This window comes from Microbacterium sp. RURRCA19A, from assembly GCF_900156455.1.
GTDB lineage: Bacteria > Actinomycetota > Actinomycetes > Actinomycetales > Microbacteriaceae > Microbacterium.
Genome location: NZ_FTNQ01000002.1, coordinates 497452 through 513735, shown reverse-complemented (window position 1 = coordinate 513735; position 16284 = coordinate 497452). Strand labels below are relative to the sequence as shown.

General features: G+C 71.1%; 14 protein-coding genes. 4 read left to right on the top strand and 10 right to left on the bottom strand.

Annotation, left to right across the window (positions count from 1 at the left end):
* Positions 1 to 48 precede the first annotated feature (48 nt).
* Together BW982_RS10350 and ppsA are read left to right on the top strand one after the other, a co-directional pair.
* Entirely contained in the window at positions 49 to 918 is an 870-nt protein-coding gene (locus BW982_RS10350) for a pyruvate, water dikinase regulatory protein (RefSeq protein WP_076492962.1), read from the top strand.
* Positions 915 to 3332 (top strand): phosphoenolpyruvate synthase, encoded by a 2418-nt coding sequence (gene ppsA / locus BW982_RS10345; RefSeq protein ID WP_076492960.1) that lies wholly within the window; start codon positions 915 to 917, stop codon positions 3330 to 3332. Before BW982_RS10350 ends, ppsA begins: the two co-directional genes overlap by 4 nt.
* A gap of 48 nt (positions 3333 to 3380) precedes the next feature.
* Here ppsA and BW982_RS10340 read toward each other — a convergent pair whose 3' ends face one another.
* The gene (locus BW982_RS10340) at positions 3381 to 5507 is read right to left on the bottom strand and encodes an MMPL family transporter (protein ID WP_076493662.1); all 2127 of its coding nucleotides are present in this window, start codon (positions 5505 to 5507) and stop codon (positions 3381 to 3383) included.
* An 82-nt stretch (positions 5508 to 5589) separates the two neighbouring features.
* Here BW982_RS10340 and BW982_RS10335 point away from each other — a divergent pair, with 82 nt between their 5' ends.
* The gene (locus BW982_RS10335; protein WP_254845574.1) at positions 5590 to 6084 is read left to right on the top strand and encodes a MarR family winged helix-turn-helix transcriptional regulator; all 495 of its coding nucleotides are present in this window, start codon (positions 5590 to 5592) and stop codon (positions 6082 to 6084) included.
* 186 nt (positions 6085 to 6270) lie between these two features.
* The gene (locus BW982_RS10330; protein WP_076492958.1) at positions 6271 to 6678 is read left to right on the top strand and encodes an NUDIX hydrolase; all 408 of its coding nucleotides are present in this window, start codon (positions 6271 to 6273) and stop codon (positions 6676 to 6678) included.
* 28 nt (positions 6679 to 6706) lie between these two features.
* Here BW982_RS10330 and BW982_RS10325 read toward each other — a convergent pair whose 3' ends face one another.
* From BW982_RS10325 to BW982_RS10290, 9 genes are all read right to left on the bottom strand, one after another.
* Positions 6707 to 7288 carry a TetR/AcrR family transcriptional regulator gene (locus tag BW982_RS10325; protein WP_254845573.1) on the bottom strand — a complete coding sequence of 194 codons (582 nt, stop codon included), beginning with the start codon at positions 7286 to 7288 and terminating at the stop codon, positions 6707 to 6709.
* 25 nt (positions 7289 to 7313) lie between these two features.
* Positions 7314 to 8099: an HpcH/HpaI aldolase/citrate lyase family protein gene (locus tag BW982_RS10320; RefSeq protein ID WP_076492956.1), complete on the bottom strand. Its 786-nt coding sequence runs from the start codon at positions 8097 to 8099 to the stop codon at positions 7314 to 7316.
* Positions 8096 to 10072 carry an ATP-binding protein gene (locus tag BW982_RS10315; RefSeq protein ID WP_175611087.1) on the bottom strand — a complete coding sequence of 659 codons (1977 nt, stop codon included), beginning with the start codon at positions 10070 to 10072 and terminating at the stop codon, positions 8096 to 8098. The genes BW982_RS10320 and BW982_RS10315 overlap by 4 nt, the downstream gene beginning before the upstream one ends.
* 5 nt (positions 10073 to 10077) lie before the next feature.
* Entirely contained in the window at positions 10078 to 11628 is a 1551-nt protein-coding gene (locus tag BW982_RS10310) for a carboxyl transferase domain-containing protein (RefSeq protein ID WP_076492954.1), read from the bottom strand.
* A 212-nt stretch (positions 11629 to 11840) separates the two neighbouring features.
* On the bottom strand, positions 11841 to 13328 hold the full coding sequence (locus BW982_RS10305; protein ID WP_076492952.1) for an SDR family oxidoreductase: 1488 nt from the start codon (positions 13326 to 13328) through the stop codon (positions 11841 to 11843).
* Between the two features lie 52 nt (positions 13329 to 13380).
* Positions 13381 to 13779: a hypothetical protein gene (locus BW982_RS10300; protein ID WP_139327409.1), complete on the bottom strand. Its 399-nt coding sequence runs from the start codon at positions 13777 to 13779 to the stop codon at positions 13381 to 13383.
* A gap of 8 nt (positions 13780 to 13787) precedes the next feature.
* Positions 13788 to 14417 (bottom strand): nucleotidyltransferase family protein, encoded by a 630-nt coding sequence (locus BW982_RS10295; protein WP_076492950.1) that lies wholly within the window; start codon positions 14415 to 14417, stop codon positions 13788 to 13790.
* Between the two features lie 217 nt (positions 14418 to 14634).
* Positions 14635 to 14796: a hypothetical protein gene (locus tag BW982_RS18245; RefSeq protein WP_175611086.1), complete on the bottom strand. Its 162-nt coding sequence runs from the start codon at positions 14794 to 14796 to the stop codon at positions 14635 to 14637.
* A gap of 145 nt (positions 14797 to 14941) precedes the next feature.
* Positions 14942 to 16111, bottom strand: a complete 1170-nt coding sequence (locus BW982_RS10290) for an acyltransferase family protein (protein WP_175611085.1) — start codon at positions 16109 to 16111, stop codon at positions 14942 to 14944.
* Between the last annotated feature and the right edge of the window lie 173 nt (positions 16112 to 16284).

Sequence of the window (16284 nt, the reverse complement as noted above, 5' to 3'; positions counted from 1 at the left end):
GTTCATTGAGTTCGTGAAGATCGCGAATCAGGCCCCTAACGTCGTCGCATGGCCCCTCCTTTCGACGCGTCGATCGCGCACGCCACTGCGGCTCGTGCGGTGTTCTTCGTGTCCGACAGCACCGGGATCACCGCGGAGACCCTCGGCAGTGCCCTGCTGGCCAACTTCCCCGGCGCGCACTTCACGCGGCACACGATCCCCTTCGTCTCGTCCGCGACGGCCGTCGACGGAGTCGTGGCCGCCCTGCAGCGCGCAGCCGCGGACGGGCACGCCCCCATCGTGTTCGCGACGCTGAAGGACGCCGGCGTCCGCGCGCGGCTGGTCGCGGCGGGGGCCGTCGTGATCGACCTGCTGGCCGGACACCTCACCGAGCTCGAGGCCGAACTCGGCGCGACCGCCGAGACCCGTGCCGGTCAGTACCACGGCCTGGGCGACCTCGAGCAGTACTTCCGCCGCATGCGGGCCGTGGAGTTCGCCATCGAGCACGACGACGGCCAGAGCGGGCGCGATCTCGCCAGCGCCGACGTCATCATCGTCGCGCCGTCCCGCTGCGGCAAGACGCCCACCACGATGTACCTCGCCCTGCACTACGGGCTGCTGGTGGCGAACTACCCGCTCACCGACGACGACTTCCCCACCGACGGCCTTCCGCGCATCGTCGCGCCGCACGCCGACCGCTGCTTCGGACTCACCACCACCGCGCTGCGCCTCAGCCAGGTGCGCCACGAACGCCGACCGCATTCGACGTACGCCAGCCTCGCGCAGTGCACCCTCGAGATCCGCCGAGCCGAAGACCTGTACCGCCGCACCCACATCCCGTTCCTCAGCTCCGCGACCCGGAGCGTCGAGGAGATGTCCGCCGTGATCCTGCAGTCCATGAACCTGCGCGACCGACCCCACGAAAGGCCCCTCACATGACCAACATCCTGCGCTTCGACGAGATCGGCATGGGCGACCTGGCTCGCGTCGGCGGCAAGAACGCCTCGCTCGGCGAGATTGTGTCGCACCTGGCATCCGCCGGCATCCGCGTCCCCCCGGGGTTCGCAACCACCTCGGATGCCTTCGGGCGCTTCCTCTCGCACGGCGATCTCGCCGCGCGCATCCGCGACGCGGTCGAGGGGATCGACGTCGACGACGTCGCGGCCCTCAGCCAGCTCGGCGGTCGCGTGCGGGCCTGGATCGAGGAGCAGCCTTTCCCGGCCGACCTCGAAGCCGACATCCGCGACGCGTACGCCGTGCTCGTGGCGGGCGAGACCGACCCCGAGACGGTCACCTGGGCCGTGCGCTCCAGCGCCACCGCGGAAGACCTCCCGGATGCCTCGTTCGCCGGGCAGCAGGAGACGTTCCTCAACATCGGCGGGATCGAGAACATCCTGCAGGCGATCCGCCGCGTCTTCGCGTCGCTCTACAACGACCGCGCGATCGCGTACCGCGCGCACCACGGCTTCGACCACCACGAGGTCGCCCTCTCCGCCGGCGTGCAGCGCATGGTCCGCTCGGACGTCGGAGCCTCCGGCGTGATGTTCACACTCGACACCGAGTCGGGCTTCGACGAGGCGGTGTTCCTCACCAGTTCGTACGGCCTGGGCGAAGCGGTGGTCCAGGGCGCGGTGAACCCCGACGAGTTCTACACCTACAAGCCCGCCCTGCGCGCGGGCCGGCCCGCGATCCTCAAGCGCTCCGTGGGTGAGAAGGCCATCGCCATGCGGTACACCGACGGACGGCACGTCGACGGCAGCACGGCCTTCGTCGAAGTGGATGCCGACGACCGCCGCCACTTCTCGATCACCGACGCGGAGGTCGAGGAACTCGGCCGCATCGCGCTCGTCATCGAGGAGCACTACGGCCGCCCGATGGACATCGAGTGGGGCAAGGACGGCATCGACGGGCACCTGTACGTGCTGCAGGCCCGCCCCGAGACGGTCGTGTCGCGCAGATCCGCGAACGTCCTGAGCCGGTACGTGCTGGCCGAGCGCAGCGCCGTCCTCGTCGAGGGGCGCGCGATCGGGCAGCGCATCGGCGCCGGCCGCGTCCGCGTGCTGCGCTCGATCGACCAGATGGCGGACTTCGCGCCCGGCGACGTGCTCGTGGCCGACATGACCGACCCCGACTGGGAGCCCATCATGAAGCGCGCCGCCGCGATCGTCACCGACCGCGGCGGGCGCACGTGCCACGCCGCGATCATCGCGCGCGAGCTGGGCATCCCCGCCGTCGTCGGCACCGGCGTCGCCACCCACGCCCTCACCGACGGACAGGGGGTGACCGTCTCGTGCGCCGAGGGCGACGACGGCGTCGTGTACGACGGCATCCTGGACTTCGCCGAGGAGGTCACCGAGCTCGACCGGATGCCGGAGGCCCCCGTCAAGATGATGATGAACGTCGGCACACCCGACCAGGCGTTCGCGTTCTCGCGCCTGCCGAACGCCGGGGTGGGCCTGGCACGGCTGGAGTTCATCATCAACCGGCAGATCGGCATCCACCCGCGCGCGCTGCTCGAACTCGACCGCCTCGACGGCGAGCTCGCCGACGACATCCGCGCCCGCATCGCCGCCTACCCCTCGGCGGAGGAGTACTTCATCCAGCGCGTCGCCGAGGGGGTGTCGATGATCGCCGCGGCGTTCGCACCCGAACCGGTCATCGTGCGACTGTCGGACTTCAAGTCGAACGAATACGCCAACCTCATCGGGGGGACGCTCTACGAACCCGACGAGGAGAACCCGATGCTCGGGTACCGCGGCGCCGCCCGGTACGTCTCGCCCGAGTTCCGCGCGTGCTTCGACATGGAGTGCGAGGCGCTCCGGCGTGTGCGCGACGAGATGGGGCTGACGAACGTCCAGATCATGGTGCCGTTCGTGCGCACGGTCGGCGAGGCCGCGGCCGTCGTCGAGCTGCTCGCGCAGAACGGCCTGCGTCGCGGCGAGAACGGGCTCAAGGTCGTGATGATGTGCGAGCTGCCGGCCAACGCGATCCTCGCCGAGCGGTTCCTCGAGCACTTCGACGGCTTCTCGATCGGTTCGAACGACATGACCCAGTTGACCCTGGGACTGGACCGCGACTCCGCGCTCATGGCATCCGCCTTCGACGAGCGCGACCCCGCCGTTCTGCACCTGCTGGGCCTGGCCATCGACGCGTGTCAGCGGCAGGGCAAGTACGTCGGCATCTGCGGGCAGGGCCCCAGCGACCACCCCGACTTCGCCCAGTGGCTCGTGGCCCGTGGCATCCAGTCGCTGTCACTGAACCCCGACACGGTCGTCGAGACCTGGCTCGCCCTGGCGGCGGACGAACGGCCCAAGGCGGAGATCCTCGCCCAGGTGCACCTGTCGCGGTTGTGACGGGCTCCGGGCCGGGAGGTATCTGGGGCATCCCCCGGCCCGGAGGTCTCAGGAGACCGGCTCGCGCTTCCGGCGCGCGGCGCGGGTCTGCGGGATCTCGGGCTCGGCCTGGGCGGCGGCCTCGGCATCCGTCACCGCCGGGCGGCGCGGCCACCAGAACCTGTCGCCCGCGATGAAGGCCATCGCGGGGACGATGACGGTGCGCACGAGGAGCGTGTCGATGAGCACGCCGATGCAGACGATCACGCCGATCTGGGTGAGCGTGATCAGGGGGAGCACGCCCAGCACCGCGAACACGGCGGCGAGCAGGATGCCGGCACTGGTGATGACCGCGCCGGTGGCGGCGAGCGCACGGATCATGCCGTTCGTCGTGCCGAGGGTGCGGGTCTCCTCCTGCGCGCGGGTGACGAGGAAGATGCTGTAGTCCACGCCGAGGGCGACGAGGAACAGGAAGCTGAACAGCAGCACGTTCGTGTCGATCGCGGGGAACCCGAACAGCGGCGTCTGGAACAGCCACCACGCGGCGCCGACCGCCGAGAAGAAGCTGGCCACCACGGCGATCAGCAGCAGGATCGGCGCCAGCAGCGCCCGCAGCAGGATCACGAGCACGAGGAACACGAGCACGAGGATCAGCGGGATGATCAGGTCCTGATCGCGCTGCTGTGCCCCGGCGACGTCGAGGGCCTGCGCGTCGAGACCGCCCACGAGCGTCTGACCCGAGCCGATCGAGTCGAGGTCGGCGCGCAACCGCTCGATCGTGGCGAACGCTTCCGGCGTCTCGGCCGACGCGTTGAGGGTGACGTCGATGCGGGTCCAGTCGGTCGTCTCCTCGACGACGCGGGCGGAGTCGACGCCCTCGATCTTCCCGGCCGCGTCGACGACCGCCTGGGCGTCGTCGACCGGCGCCATGACCGTCGCGGGCGACGTCGCCCCCGCCGAGAACGCCTCGGCGAGCACCTCCTGCCCCTTCACGGCGTCGGGCTTCTGCAGGAACCGGTCGTTCTGCGACAGGCCGGTCTGCACGAAGAACAGGCCGCTCGCGAGCGCGCCGAGCACGACCGCGCCGGTCAGGGCGACGACGACGGGACGCTTCGACACGCCACGGCCGAGCTTGCCCCAGGGGCTGCGCGAGATCGCATCGGGCGAGCCGAAGCGCGGGACGTACGGCCAGAACAGCCACCGGCCGAAGAGCACGAGCGCGGCGGGCAGCACGAGGAGGGCGAACGCCATGGCCACGACGACACCGACGGCGCACGCGAGCCCCAGCGCGCGGTTGCCGGACAGCTCGCCGAGCAGCAGCGTCGCCAGAGCCAGCGCGACGGTCGATCCGCTCGCGATGATCGCGGGGCCTGCGCCCCGCACCGCACGGCGCATCGCTTCGCGGCGATCTTCGGCGAGGCGCAGCTCGTCGCGGTAGCGCGCGATGAGCAGCAGGGCGTAGTTCGTTCCCGCGCCGAACACGAGCACGGACAGGATGCCGGTGACCGAGGCATCCAATTCCACTCCGGCGAGCGCGGCGACACGGCGGGCCACGATGCCGGCGGAGGCGTCGGCGGTGCCGATCACGATGAGCGGCACGAGCCACAGCCACGGGCTGCGGTACGTGATGAGCAGCAGAACGGCGACCACGATGACGGTAGTGAGGAGCAGCGTGAAGTCGGCGCCGTCGAACACCGCGGCGATGTCGACCTCGAAGCCCTCGGGGCCGGTGAGGTAGGTGGTCACGCCGTCGAGACCGTCGGCGGCGAGGGTGCGGATCTCGGCGGCACGGTCGGCCTGGGCGGTGACGTCGGTCTCGGGGGTGAGCGGAACGACGAGGAGCGCGACGGTGCCGTCCTCGGACACCTGCGCGGGCGGGATGAAGCCGTCGGGCGTGAGCTTCACCAGGTCGCCGAAGGCCTTCTGCTGGATCGCGGCGACGGTGTCGGCGGGGAGGGTCTCGCCGTTCTCGGATGCGAACACGAGCAGGGCCGACGTGGTGTCGGCATCCGGGAAGGTGTCGAGGATCTTCTGGACCTGGACGGACTCGGCGGAGTCGGGAAGGCCCGAACCCGGCGCGGTCTCGGACGAGGCCCCCGATCCGAGGGCGAAGAGCGCGGCGACGCCGGCGAACGCCACGACGAGCACGATCCACGAGGTGCGGGCCGAGGTGAGGAAACGTAGGAAGCCGTTCATCGCCATCTTTCACTAGATACTGAAGTATCTCGAATATCGAGATACAAGAAAGGTAGCGTAATCCGGACGTAGGATGCCAGTCATGGAAGCGATGGAATCTTCCGCTCCCCCCGCCGCCGCCGGCGTTCCCCCCGTGCGACCCGCGACGGCACTGGTGCGCGCGCTGTTCACGGCCGGAGCGGAGTTCGAGAAGTCGCTGCAGCAGGAACTCGCGGTCAACCCCACCGGCCTCGACGCGATGGGGCACCTGGTGATGTCGGGTCCGCTCTCGCCCGGCGAGCTCTCGCGCCGCCTCGATCTCACCACCGCCGCGACCACCGCCGCCATCGACCGGCTCGTCGCCCTCGGGCACGTCACCCGCGCCCCGCACCCCACCGACCGCCGGAGCCTCCTCGTCGTGCCGACCGAGGCGTCGGTGCAGCGGGCGATGAGCCGCCTCGCCCCGATGATCGCGGGCGTGGACGCCGTGCTCGACGACTTCAGCGACGACGACCAGGCCGTGATCACCCGGTACCTCGAACGGGTGGTGGCCTCGTACGGGATGCCGCCCGACGACGGCACCGCGCGGCCGCGCTAGCGGGGGCGGGACCCCGCCGTCGTGCGGATCTCGTCGGAGACACGCCGTCTCCCTGGAGGCCGGCACGGCGTGTCGCGACCGGACTCCGCGGGACGGCCCGCGGCGGGCCCGGCCGGGGCCGCAGCGCGGGCGCGCGGTGCGTCGGCGCGACACGGGCGGGCGACGCGCCGGTGCTAGCGTGCGGGGGTGACCCCGGATGCCACGACCCCCCGCCTCATCCACGTCTCGGCCGCGGTGATCACCGACGCCGACGGGCGTCTGCTGCTCGTCCGCAAGGCCGGCACCACCGCCTTCATGCAGCCCGGCGGCAAGCCCGAGCCCGGGGAGACGCCGGCCGAGACGCTCGCGCGCGAACTCGCCGAAGAGGTCGGGCTCCGAGTCGACCCCGACGCCCTCGAGCCGCTCGGCGAGTTCACCGCCACGGCGGCGAACGAACCCGGCTTCGCGGTGGTCGCCGACGTGTTCCGCGTCGACATCGGCGAGCAGCAGCCGATCCCGGATGCCGAGATCGCCGAGCTCCGCTGGGTGACCGCCGCGACGGCATCCGGGATCGAGATCGCCCCGCTCGCGCGGGAGTACTTCCTGCCGGCCTGAGCCGGACGCGCCGGAACGCGCGGCCGCGTCAGCCGGCGTCCCGACCGACCAGCGCCCGCAGGGCCATGGCGGCGAGGACGTCGGCCGCGGACGCGGCGACCGCACTGTGCGGGGTGGAGTTGAGCAGACCGAAGGTGCCGAGGAGGCGCGTCTGCCGGTCGGCGGCATCGAGTTCGGGACGGACGGATGCCAACACGGCATCCCACTCCTGCACGTACTGCCGCTGCAGACTCCGCACCTGCTGGTTCGCGTCGAGGGGCAGCTGCGCGAGTTCGCGGTCCTGGATGCGGATCGTGTCCGGGTCGGCCGTGGCGAAATCGAGGTGGAAGCGGACGAGCCGCGACAGCGCCTCATCAGGGGTGCCGGGCTCGGCCACGAGGGCGCGGCATCCCTCCAGCAGGCGTCGGCTGGCGTCGATCAGCACCTCCGCGAGGAGCGCCTCTTTGCTCGGGAAGTAGTTGTACAGCGCCGGACCGCTCATGCCGACCGCGTCGCCGAGGTCGGCGGTCGACACCGCGGCGAACCCGCGCTCGGCGAACAACCGCGCCGCGGACCTCATCAGCGAGGCGCGGCGGTTGGCCTTCTGCGTGGCCCTCCACGTCGCGGTCACGGCGTCACTCCTCTCACGGATCTGCTCAGCGCAGCATCTCACGCGCCTGCCGCAGCACGGGTTCGTCGATCATCCGGCCGCGGAAGCGGAACACCCCGTGCTGCCCCTCCGCCGCCGCGAGCACGGCCGCGGCCCACTCCCGCTCCGCGTCCGTGCCGGCGTACGCGGCCCGGATGACGGCGACCTGACCCGGATGGATGCAGGCCGAGGCGGTGAAGCCCGAGGCGGCGGCATCCTCGCATTCCGCGCGGAGGCCGTCGATGTCGGCGATGTCCAGGTGCACGGCGTCGATCGCGGCGCGACCGTACGCGTGGGCGGCGAGGAGCACCGACGAGCGCGCCGCGCGCGCCACGTCGCGGTAGCGGCCGTCGGCGAAGCGACTGGAGCGCCCGTTCATGCTCGCGATGAGGTCTTCGGCGCCCCACATGAGCCCCACCGTCGCGGGGTGCGCCGCGATCTCGGCGGCATGGACGACGCCGCGGGCCGTCTCGCACAGCGCGACGACCTCGAACGCCGCGGTCGCCTCGACGTCGGCGGACGACTCGGTCTTGGCGAGCATCACGCGGGTGTAGCCGGCCCGGCGGACCGCGTCGAGATCGCGCGCGTGCGCGTCCGTGCCGGCGGGATTCACCCGCACGATGGTGCGCGCCGGGTCCAGCGGCGTCGCGGCGAGCGCCTCGCGCGCCCCCGCCTTGTCGGCCGGGGCCACGGCATCCTCCAGGTCGAGGATGACGGTGTCGGCCGCAGCCGCCGCCTTCGCGTAGCGGTCGGGCCGATCGGCCGGGCAGAAGAGCAGGGCGGGTCCGTTCATGTGCGGGCTCCTTCGATCGGGGTGGGCGCGGCGGGCGTGACCACGGCGAGCGTCTGCCCGCGGGTCACGGTGTCGCCGACGCGGGCGTGCAGCGCCACCGTCCCGGCCACGCTCGATCGCACGACGTGTTCCATCTTCATCGCCTCGACCGCCATCACGGCGTCGCCGACCTCGATCGCGTCGCCATCGGCGACTCGCACGAGCACCACCGTGCCGGGCATCGGCGACACGAGGACCGGGTCGATCTCCGCCGCCGCCGCGGTGCCGTGATGTGCGCGCGCGGGCTCCGCCCGCCGCACCGCGCCGCGGTCGGCGATCCAGACGGTCTCGCCGTCGACGAGGGCCGCGAAGGTCCGCGCCGCCCCGCCGACATCCACCGTCACCGTCCCCGCGTCGTGCGATCGCACCCGCGCGGGCCGGCCGCCGACCGACAGCGTGTCGCCGGACCCGCGCACCTCGACCGTCCGCCCCTCGCCCGCCACGACCAGCGGAAACCGGCGCGCCGCCGGCCGACCGAGCCGCCACCCGTCGCCGCGCCCCCACGGTCCGGGTACGGCGGCCGCGGCACGATCGAGCAGCAGCGCCGCCTCGGCGAACACCCGATCGTCGACGGAGGTGGCCGAAGGCGTGCCCGACTCCCGGGCGATGAGTCCCGTGTCCATGGTGCCGGCCACGACGTCGGGGAGCCCGAGCAGCGCCCGCAAGAACTCGACGTTCGTCGGGAAGCCGAACACCGCCGTGTCGCCCAGGGCGGCGACGAGTTTCCGCCGCGCGCTCTCCCGGTCCGGCCCCCACGCGATGATCTTCGCGAGCATCGGGTCGTAGTCGACCGAGACGTCGAGGCCATCCTCCAGCGCCGTGTCGACGCGGATGCCCGCACCCTCCGGGTGCACCACGCGAGCGACGTGTCCGCCCGTCGGCAGGAACCCGGATGCCGGGTCCTCGGCGTACACGCGCGCCTCGAACGCGTGCCCGGTCAGGGTCACGGCATCCTGGGTCAGGTCCAGCGGCTCGCCGGCGGCGATCCGCAGCTGCTGCTCGACGAGGTCGAGCCCGGTGATCTCCTCGGTGACGGGGTGCTCGACCTGCAGGCGCGTGTTCATCTCCATGAAGAAGAAGGCGTCCGGGGCGTCGGCCGAGACGATGAACTCGACGGTTCCGGCGCCGCGGTACCGGACGCTGCGGGCGGTCTCGCACGCGGCCTCGCCGATGCGGGCGCGGGTCGCGGCGTCCAGCAGGGGGGACGGCGCCTCCTCGATGACCTTCTGGTGCCGGCGTTGCAGCGAGCACTCGCGCTCGCCCAGGTGCACGACCGCCCCGTGGGCGTCGGCGAGGACCTGCACCTCGATGTGCCGCGGACGGTGCAGGTATCGCTCGAGGAACAGCGTGTCGTCGCCGAAGCTCGCGGCCGCCTCGCGCCGCGCGGCGGCGAGCGCCGGGGCGAGGTCGGCTGCATCCTCGACGACGTGCATGCCCTTGCCGCCCCCGCCCGCGGAGGGCTTGATGAGGAGCGGGTACCCGATGCCGTCCGCCGCGGCGATGAGGTCGGCATCCGTCATCCCGGCGCGCGCGATCCCGGGGACGGTCGGCACGCCGCGGGCCTCGACGGCGTGCTTCGCGGTGATCTTGTCGCCCATCGTCGAGATGGCATCCGGGGTCGGACCGATGAACACGAGCCCGGCCTCCGCGCAGGCGCGGGCGAATGCCGCGTTCTCGGCGAGGAAGCCGTACCCGGGATGGATCGCCTGCGCCCCCGTGTCGCGCGCGGCCCGCAGGATCGCGTCGACGTCGAGGTAGCTCTGCGCGGCGGCGGCGGGTCCGATGCGTACGGCGACGTCCGCGAGGTGCACATGACGGGCGGCCGCATCGGCGTCGCTGTACACGGCGACCGAGCGGATGCCGAGACGGCGGAGGGTGCCGATGATGCGGCAGGCGATCTCGCCCCGGTTGGCGATGAGGACGGTGTCGAACATGCGGATCACATCCGGAAGACGCCGTAACCCGGCGCGTCGAGGGGGGTGCGAGAGACGACGTCGAGCGCGAGGGCGAGCACATCGCGGGTCTGGGCGGGTTCGATGATCCCGTCGTCCCAGAGCCGCGCGGTGGAGTAGTACGGGCTCCCCTGTTCCTCGTACTGCGCCCGGATCGGCGCCTCGAACACCGCCTGATCGTCGGCCGACCATTCGCCGCCACCGGCCTCGATCTGGTCGCGACGGACCGTGGAGAGAACGGATGCCGCCTGCGGACCGCCCATGACCGAGACCCGCGCGCCCGGCCACAGCCACAGGAACCGCGGCGAGTAGGCCCGTCCGCACATCGAGTAGGTGCCGGCGCCGAACGATCCGCCGACGACGACGGTCAGCTTCGCGACCGAGGCGCACGCGACGGCGTTGACCATCTTCGCGCCGTGCTTCGCGATGCCCGCCGACTCGTACTCGCGCCCCACCATGAAACCGGTGATGTTCTGCAGGAACACCAGCGGGATGCCGCGCTGGTCGCACAGCTCGATGAAGTGCGCGCCCTTCAGCGCCGATTCGCCGAACAGCACGCCGTTGTTCGCGATGATCCCGACGCGGTGCCCCTCGATGCGGGCGAAGGCGGTGACGAGGGTCTCGCCGTACTCGCGTTTGAACTCGTGGATGCTGCCGGCGTCGACGATGCGCGTGAGGATCTCGCGGGCGTCGTAGGGGGTGGTGAGTTCGACCGGCACGACGCCCTCGAGCTCTCGCGGGTCCTTCTCGGGTTCGGCGGCGGGTTCTGGCATCCGCTGTTCGGGGGGCGGCAGCGTCGCGACGATGTCGCGCACGATCTCGAGGGCGTGCGCATCGTTCTCGGCGAGGTGGTCGGCGACGCCCGAGACCCGGGTGTGGACGACTCCGCCGCCGAGGTCTTCCGCGCTCACGACCTCGCCGGTCGCGGCTTTCACCAGCGGCGGCCCGCCGAGGAAGATCGTGCCCTGGTTCCGCACGATCACCGTCTCGTCGCTCATCGCCGGCACGTACGCCCCGCCCGCGGTCGACGAGCCGAGCACCGCGGCGATCTGCGGGATGCCGTCGCGCGACATCCGCGCCTGGTTGTAGAAGATGCGGCCGAAGTGGTCGCGGTCGGGGAAGACCTCGTCCTGCATCGGCAGGAACGCCCCGCCCGAGTCGACGAGGTACACGCAGGGGAGGCGGTTCTCCGCCGCGATCTCCTGCGCGCGGAGATGCTTCTTGACCGTGATCGGGTAGTACGTCCCGCCCTTCACCGTCGCGTCGTTGGCGACGACCATCACGTGCCGACCGTGGACCAGGCCGATCCCGGCGATCACTCCCCCGGCGGGACAGTCGCCGCCGTACATGTCGAACGCCGCGAGCGGCGCGACCTCGAGGAACGGGCTGCCGCGGTCGAGCAGCGCGTCGATCCGGTCGCGGGCGAGCATCTTGCCGCGGCCGGTGTGGCGCTCGCGCGCCCTCTCGGGCCCGCCTTCGGCCACGACCTCGCGCCTCTCGCGCAGCTCCTCGACGAGCGCGCGGTAGTCCTGCGCCATGACGACCCTCCGTTGGGTTATCGGTCTGTAACTGAATTCAGGTTACTGCTCGATAACCGAAGTGTCGAGGGCGCGGGCGACGGGCGCACCCAACGACGCCGTCGACCCGGCGAGTGTCCAAGACACGCCGTATCGCGCCCCCCCGCCAACGGCGTGTCTTGGACACTGGGCAGCAGGTACCGCGCGACACCGCGCGACCGAGCGCCGTCACCTCACCAGGAGCTCTTGCGGTAGTCCTTCAGGAAGATGCCGAAGAGGTCTTCGCCGGCCTCGCCGCGCACGATCGGGTCGTACACGCGGGCGGCGCCGTCGACGAGGTCGAGCGGGGCGTGGAAGCCCTCCTCGGCCAGACGCACCTTGGTGAAGTGCGGGCGCTCGTCGGTGATCCAGCCGGTGTCGACGGCGGTCATCAGGATGCCGTCGGACTCGAACATCTCGCGGGCGCTCGTGCGCGTGAGCATGTTCAGCGCAGCCTTGGCCATGTTCGTGTGCGGATGACCGGGACCCTTGTACCCGCGGCCGAACACGCCCTCCATCGCCGAGACGTTGACGATGTACTTCCGCCGCGCCGTCGACGCCGCCATCGCGGGCCGCAGTCGGCTCACCAACAGGAACGGCGCGGTCATGTTCGCCAGCTGCACCTCGAGCATCTCGAGCGGCTCGACCTGGTCGACGTGCTGCGTCCAGCTGTTGATGCGGTCCTCATCGGGGATGAGGCCGCCCGCGTCGATGGCGGTTCCCGTCATGAGGCGCTCGAGCGACGACGACCCGGCGGCCATCGCTTCGACGGTGAGTTCCTCCGCCGTGCGCGCCGCGGACGCCAGGATCGGATGCGCCGACACCGACTGCGCCAGCGCGAGCGGGTGCGCGTCGTTGGTGTGGCCGAACGTGACCAGCTCGGGCAGCGGTCCGTCCGGGAGCGGGGCGAGCTCGGCATCCACCAGGGGTTTGTACGCACCCGGCGAGCGCCGCACGGTCTGCGCGGCGTTGTTGATGAGGATGTCGAGCGGGCCATCGGATGCCACCGACTCGGCGAGCCCGATCACCTGGGCGGGGTCGCGCAGGTCGATGCCGACGACCTTGAGCCGGTGCAGCCAGTCCGCGCTGTCGGGCAGCGACGAGAAGCGCCGCACCGCGTCGCGGGGGAAGCGGGTCGTGATCGTCGTGTGGGCGCCGTCGCGCAGCAGGCGCAGCGCGATGTACATGCCGATCTTCGCGCGGCCACCGGTGAGCAGCGCGCGCTTGCCGGTGAGGTCGGTGCGCGCGTCGCGCTTGGCGTGGCTCATCGCCGCGCAGTCGGGGCACAGCTGGTGATAGAACGCGTCGACGAGGGTGTAGTCCTCTTTGCAGATGTAGCAGGCGCGGGCCTTGATGAGCTCGCCCGCGAACGGCGTCTCGACGCGGGTCGCGAGCGGGATACCGCGCGTCTCGTCGTCGATGCGGTCGGGGGCGCCGGTCGCGGTGGCGGCGACGACCGCGCGGTCGGCGTCGGCGATCCGCTGCCGCTTCTCTTTGCGGGACTGCCGCTTGACGTCTTTGTAGAGCTTCCCGGTCTGCCGGCGCAGCGCGATGTAGGCCGGGTCTTCGGGGTCGAGGGCCGAGGCCGCGTCGAGCACGCGCAGCGCGATCTCGAGCTCGTGGGGATCGATGGATGCCACGCGGCCGGCCTCGCGATCGGGTGTCGGGAGTGTTTCGGGCACGGAAGAGTGTACCGAGGCGCGGCTGGGAGGCGTCCCGACCGCGTGGCGGGCGTCAGGAACGCAAGATGTTCGCCGCGGCTTCGACCAGCCGGCGCGCGTGCAGAACCAACCGCTCTGCCTCAGAACGCGTGGGGAGGCGATCTCCGTACGACTGAGTAGATTTCGCCGCGACCAGAACTTCCAAGTGTTTCGCCACCGAGGAGGTCGCGGCCTCGCGGAGCGCGGTCACGGCGTCGCGATGAGAGTCCGCGGCGATCTTGTAGCCGAGGACGTGCCCGCACACGGCATCGCTCGCAGCGATCCCCGCGCTCACCGCGATCTCCGCCGCGTGCTTCCACTCGTGCGGGCTGTCTCCGGCGAGCTGGAACTCCGCCGAATCGAGACGCGTATGGGCATCCTTCATCCGGATACCGACCGCCGAGGCATCCATTTGATGTCGGCGTGAGCTCATCCGCGGGCTCATGCGGCTGCCCACGTATCGGGCTGAGGACCGAAAAGGTGGATACCGTCTCGGAGCACGTTCGCGAGAAAGACATCGCCGTCGGCGGCACGCGCGAGGAACTCGCTCCGATCCATGGCGTTGACTTGCGCGGCGTTTCCGGTGAGCTCTTCGATTCGCTCCGCGAGCGTGAGGAGCAGATCTGCGCGAGCTTCGACGTCGAACAGATCCGGGAAGACCACGAGCACGTCCACGTCCGATTGAGACGTCGACGTCCGGCGGGCGACTGAACCGTACAGGGTCGCCGTGACCTGCCAATCGACCGGTACCTCTTCCGGCGCCTCGTCGACGAAGAACAGGCGGATCCTGTTGATCGCTTCATCGCGGGCATTCAATGCAGAGTCGACCGCCTCCCAGAGAACGTGCGCTCGATTCGCTCGATAGATGAGCGCCGGAGGCCGCGATTCGACGCGCACGAGGCCCGTCCGCACCAGACGCGTGAGCGCCCGGTGAACACCGGAGGTCGACCCGACTCCGGCAACTGCGTGCACCTGCCGGCCGGACATTCCGGCATCGGTCCGGCTGAGAACCCGGATGACCGCCGCTTCCACCGGTGGCATGAGGCCCTCGAGAGGTTCGGACAAGTTCATGTATCAATTTTGACACATTCGTACCCATTTGGGGACGTTTGTCTCCATTTGGGAACGGTCGTACCCACATGGGGATGATCTTCCCCCTTCTGGGCCCGTATACCGAGGAGACCTGCACCGCCGATGACGCGATCGCCGCGCCATTGCCCGGGACCGCGCGAAACGCCCCCAGAGCGGAGCCGGGATACGTGGTCACGCTCTTCAGCGCGACCGCCTTTCACCGGGAAGGCTTGCCGTTGTCGACCCACCGCGTGTGCGACTTGAGCGCGTGCGTCACCGCGAGTCGCACCGCGAAGTACACCGCCCCACCGATCACCGCGAGGCCGACAGCCCACGCCAGCAGGAGAACGATCACGTGGAGCCCGCCCATTGCCACCATCCGGCGACTCTAGCCGCGGGTATCGGCGAGGCCAAGCGTCCTGGCATCCCCTCACGAGAACAGGGGATGCCACGAGAACAGGGGATCGCGCGGGAACAGGACGCCGGCGGCGTCACCCGTCCTGTTCTCGGCGAATCGCCTGTTCTCAGCGCACCGCCACCGCCGCGGCATCCACCGCGCGCGGAGCCGATGCTGCCCGCCGGTCGGGGTCGAAGCGCAGCAGCACGCGCTGCATGCGGACCTCGACTCCCCGGTGCAGCACCCAGGCGAGGCCGAGCGAGATCGCGAACGCCACCGCGGCGAGTCCGATGGCTCGGGGCCAGTGCAACTCCGGGTGTCCGTCGGGCCACGCCGACGAGACCGACGCGATGACGAGCAGGTGCACGAGGTAGAACGCGAACGACAGGCGTCCGAGCTCCTGCCACACCGGGCCGGCGAGGAACGTCGACGAACGGTGCGCGTCGGCCGACGCGAGCGCGGCGACGAGCAGCGCGAAACCGCCGACCGTGATCGCGAGGCCCGGGTGGATGTCGGTGCCGGGGAGCGCCGGCGCCTCGGAAACGGCGTACCCGAGCACCGCGAGCGGCACCGCGAAGCGGAGCGACGCCGGACGCCACGCCGTCTGCTTCATCAGCAGCGCCAGCACGACGCCGAGCACGAACTCGGGCAGTCGAAGGAGAGGAGTGGATGCCACGGACATCGGCACGGGCGAGCCGGCGGCGATCGCGGGGGCGAGGGCGACGAGCACGAGCGCCCCGGCCGCGACGCCCCCGAGGACGCGGGCCGAACGCCCGGCGACCAGGCGGATCACCAGCGGGAAGGTCAGGTAGAAGAAGGCCTCGCAGACCAGCGACCAGCTCGCGGGATTCCCCGCCTGCCACCAGTCGGGAACCCACCCGCTGAGCAACAGCACGTTCGCACCGAGCGGCGCGACGCCGTCGGTGCGGATCTCGGGAATCAGTGTGGCGGCGGCGATCACCGCCAGCATCACGCCCACGACGTGCAGCGGGTAGATGCGGGCGGCGCGATGCAGCCAGAACGAGCGTGCCGTCTGCGCGGGCTTGTACCCCCACGCCAGCACGAACCCGGACAGGATGAAGAACAGCGTGACGCCGGTCTTCCCGGCTTCGAAGACGAATCCCCACAGGTCGCCCGCGCGCCCGCCGAAGTACTCGACGGCCATGAGGTGGTGGCCGAAGATGAGCATCGCGGTGAGCCAGCGGAGTCCCGTGAGCGAGGGAAGGTGCCGCGCGGCCGGCGGACGACCGGATGCCAGCGCCCGGACGTCCGGACGGGGAGCTGTCGTGGTGGTCATGCTGGTCATCGCCTCCCGGAACGCTCGCGTCGGCGGCGCGAAGGCCGCGCAGACCCGGGAACGTTACCCGTTCGTGATGTAGAGAAGCCTGAGAGACGCCGGGCTTGACGAGCACCGCGGGCCGTGGCATCCGCTCTCCTCCCTCGTCCCACTTCTGGCGACGCATGTCCCAC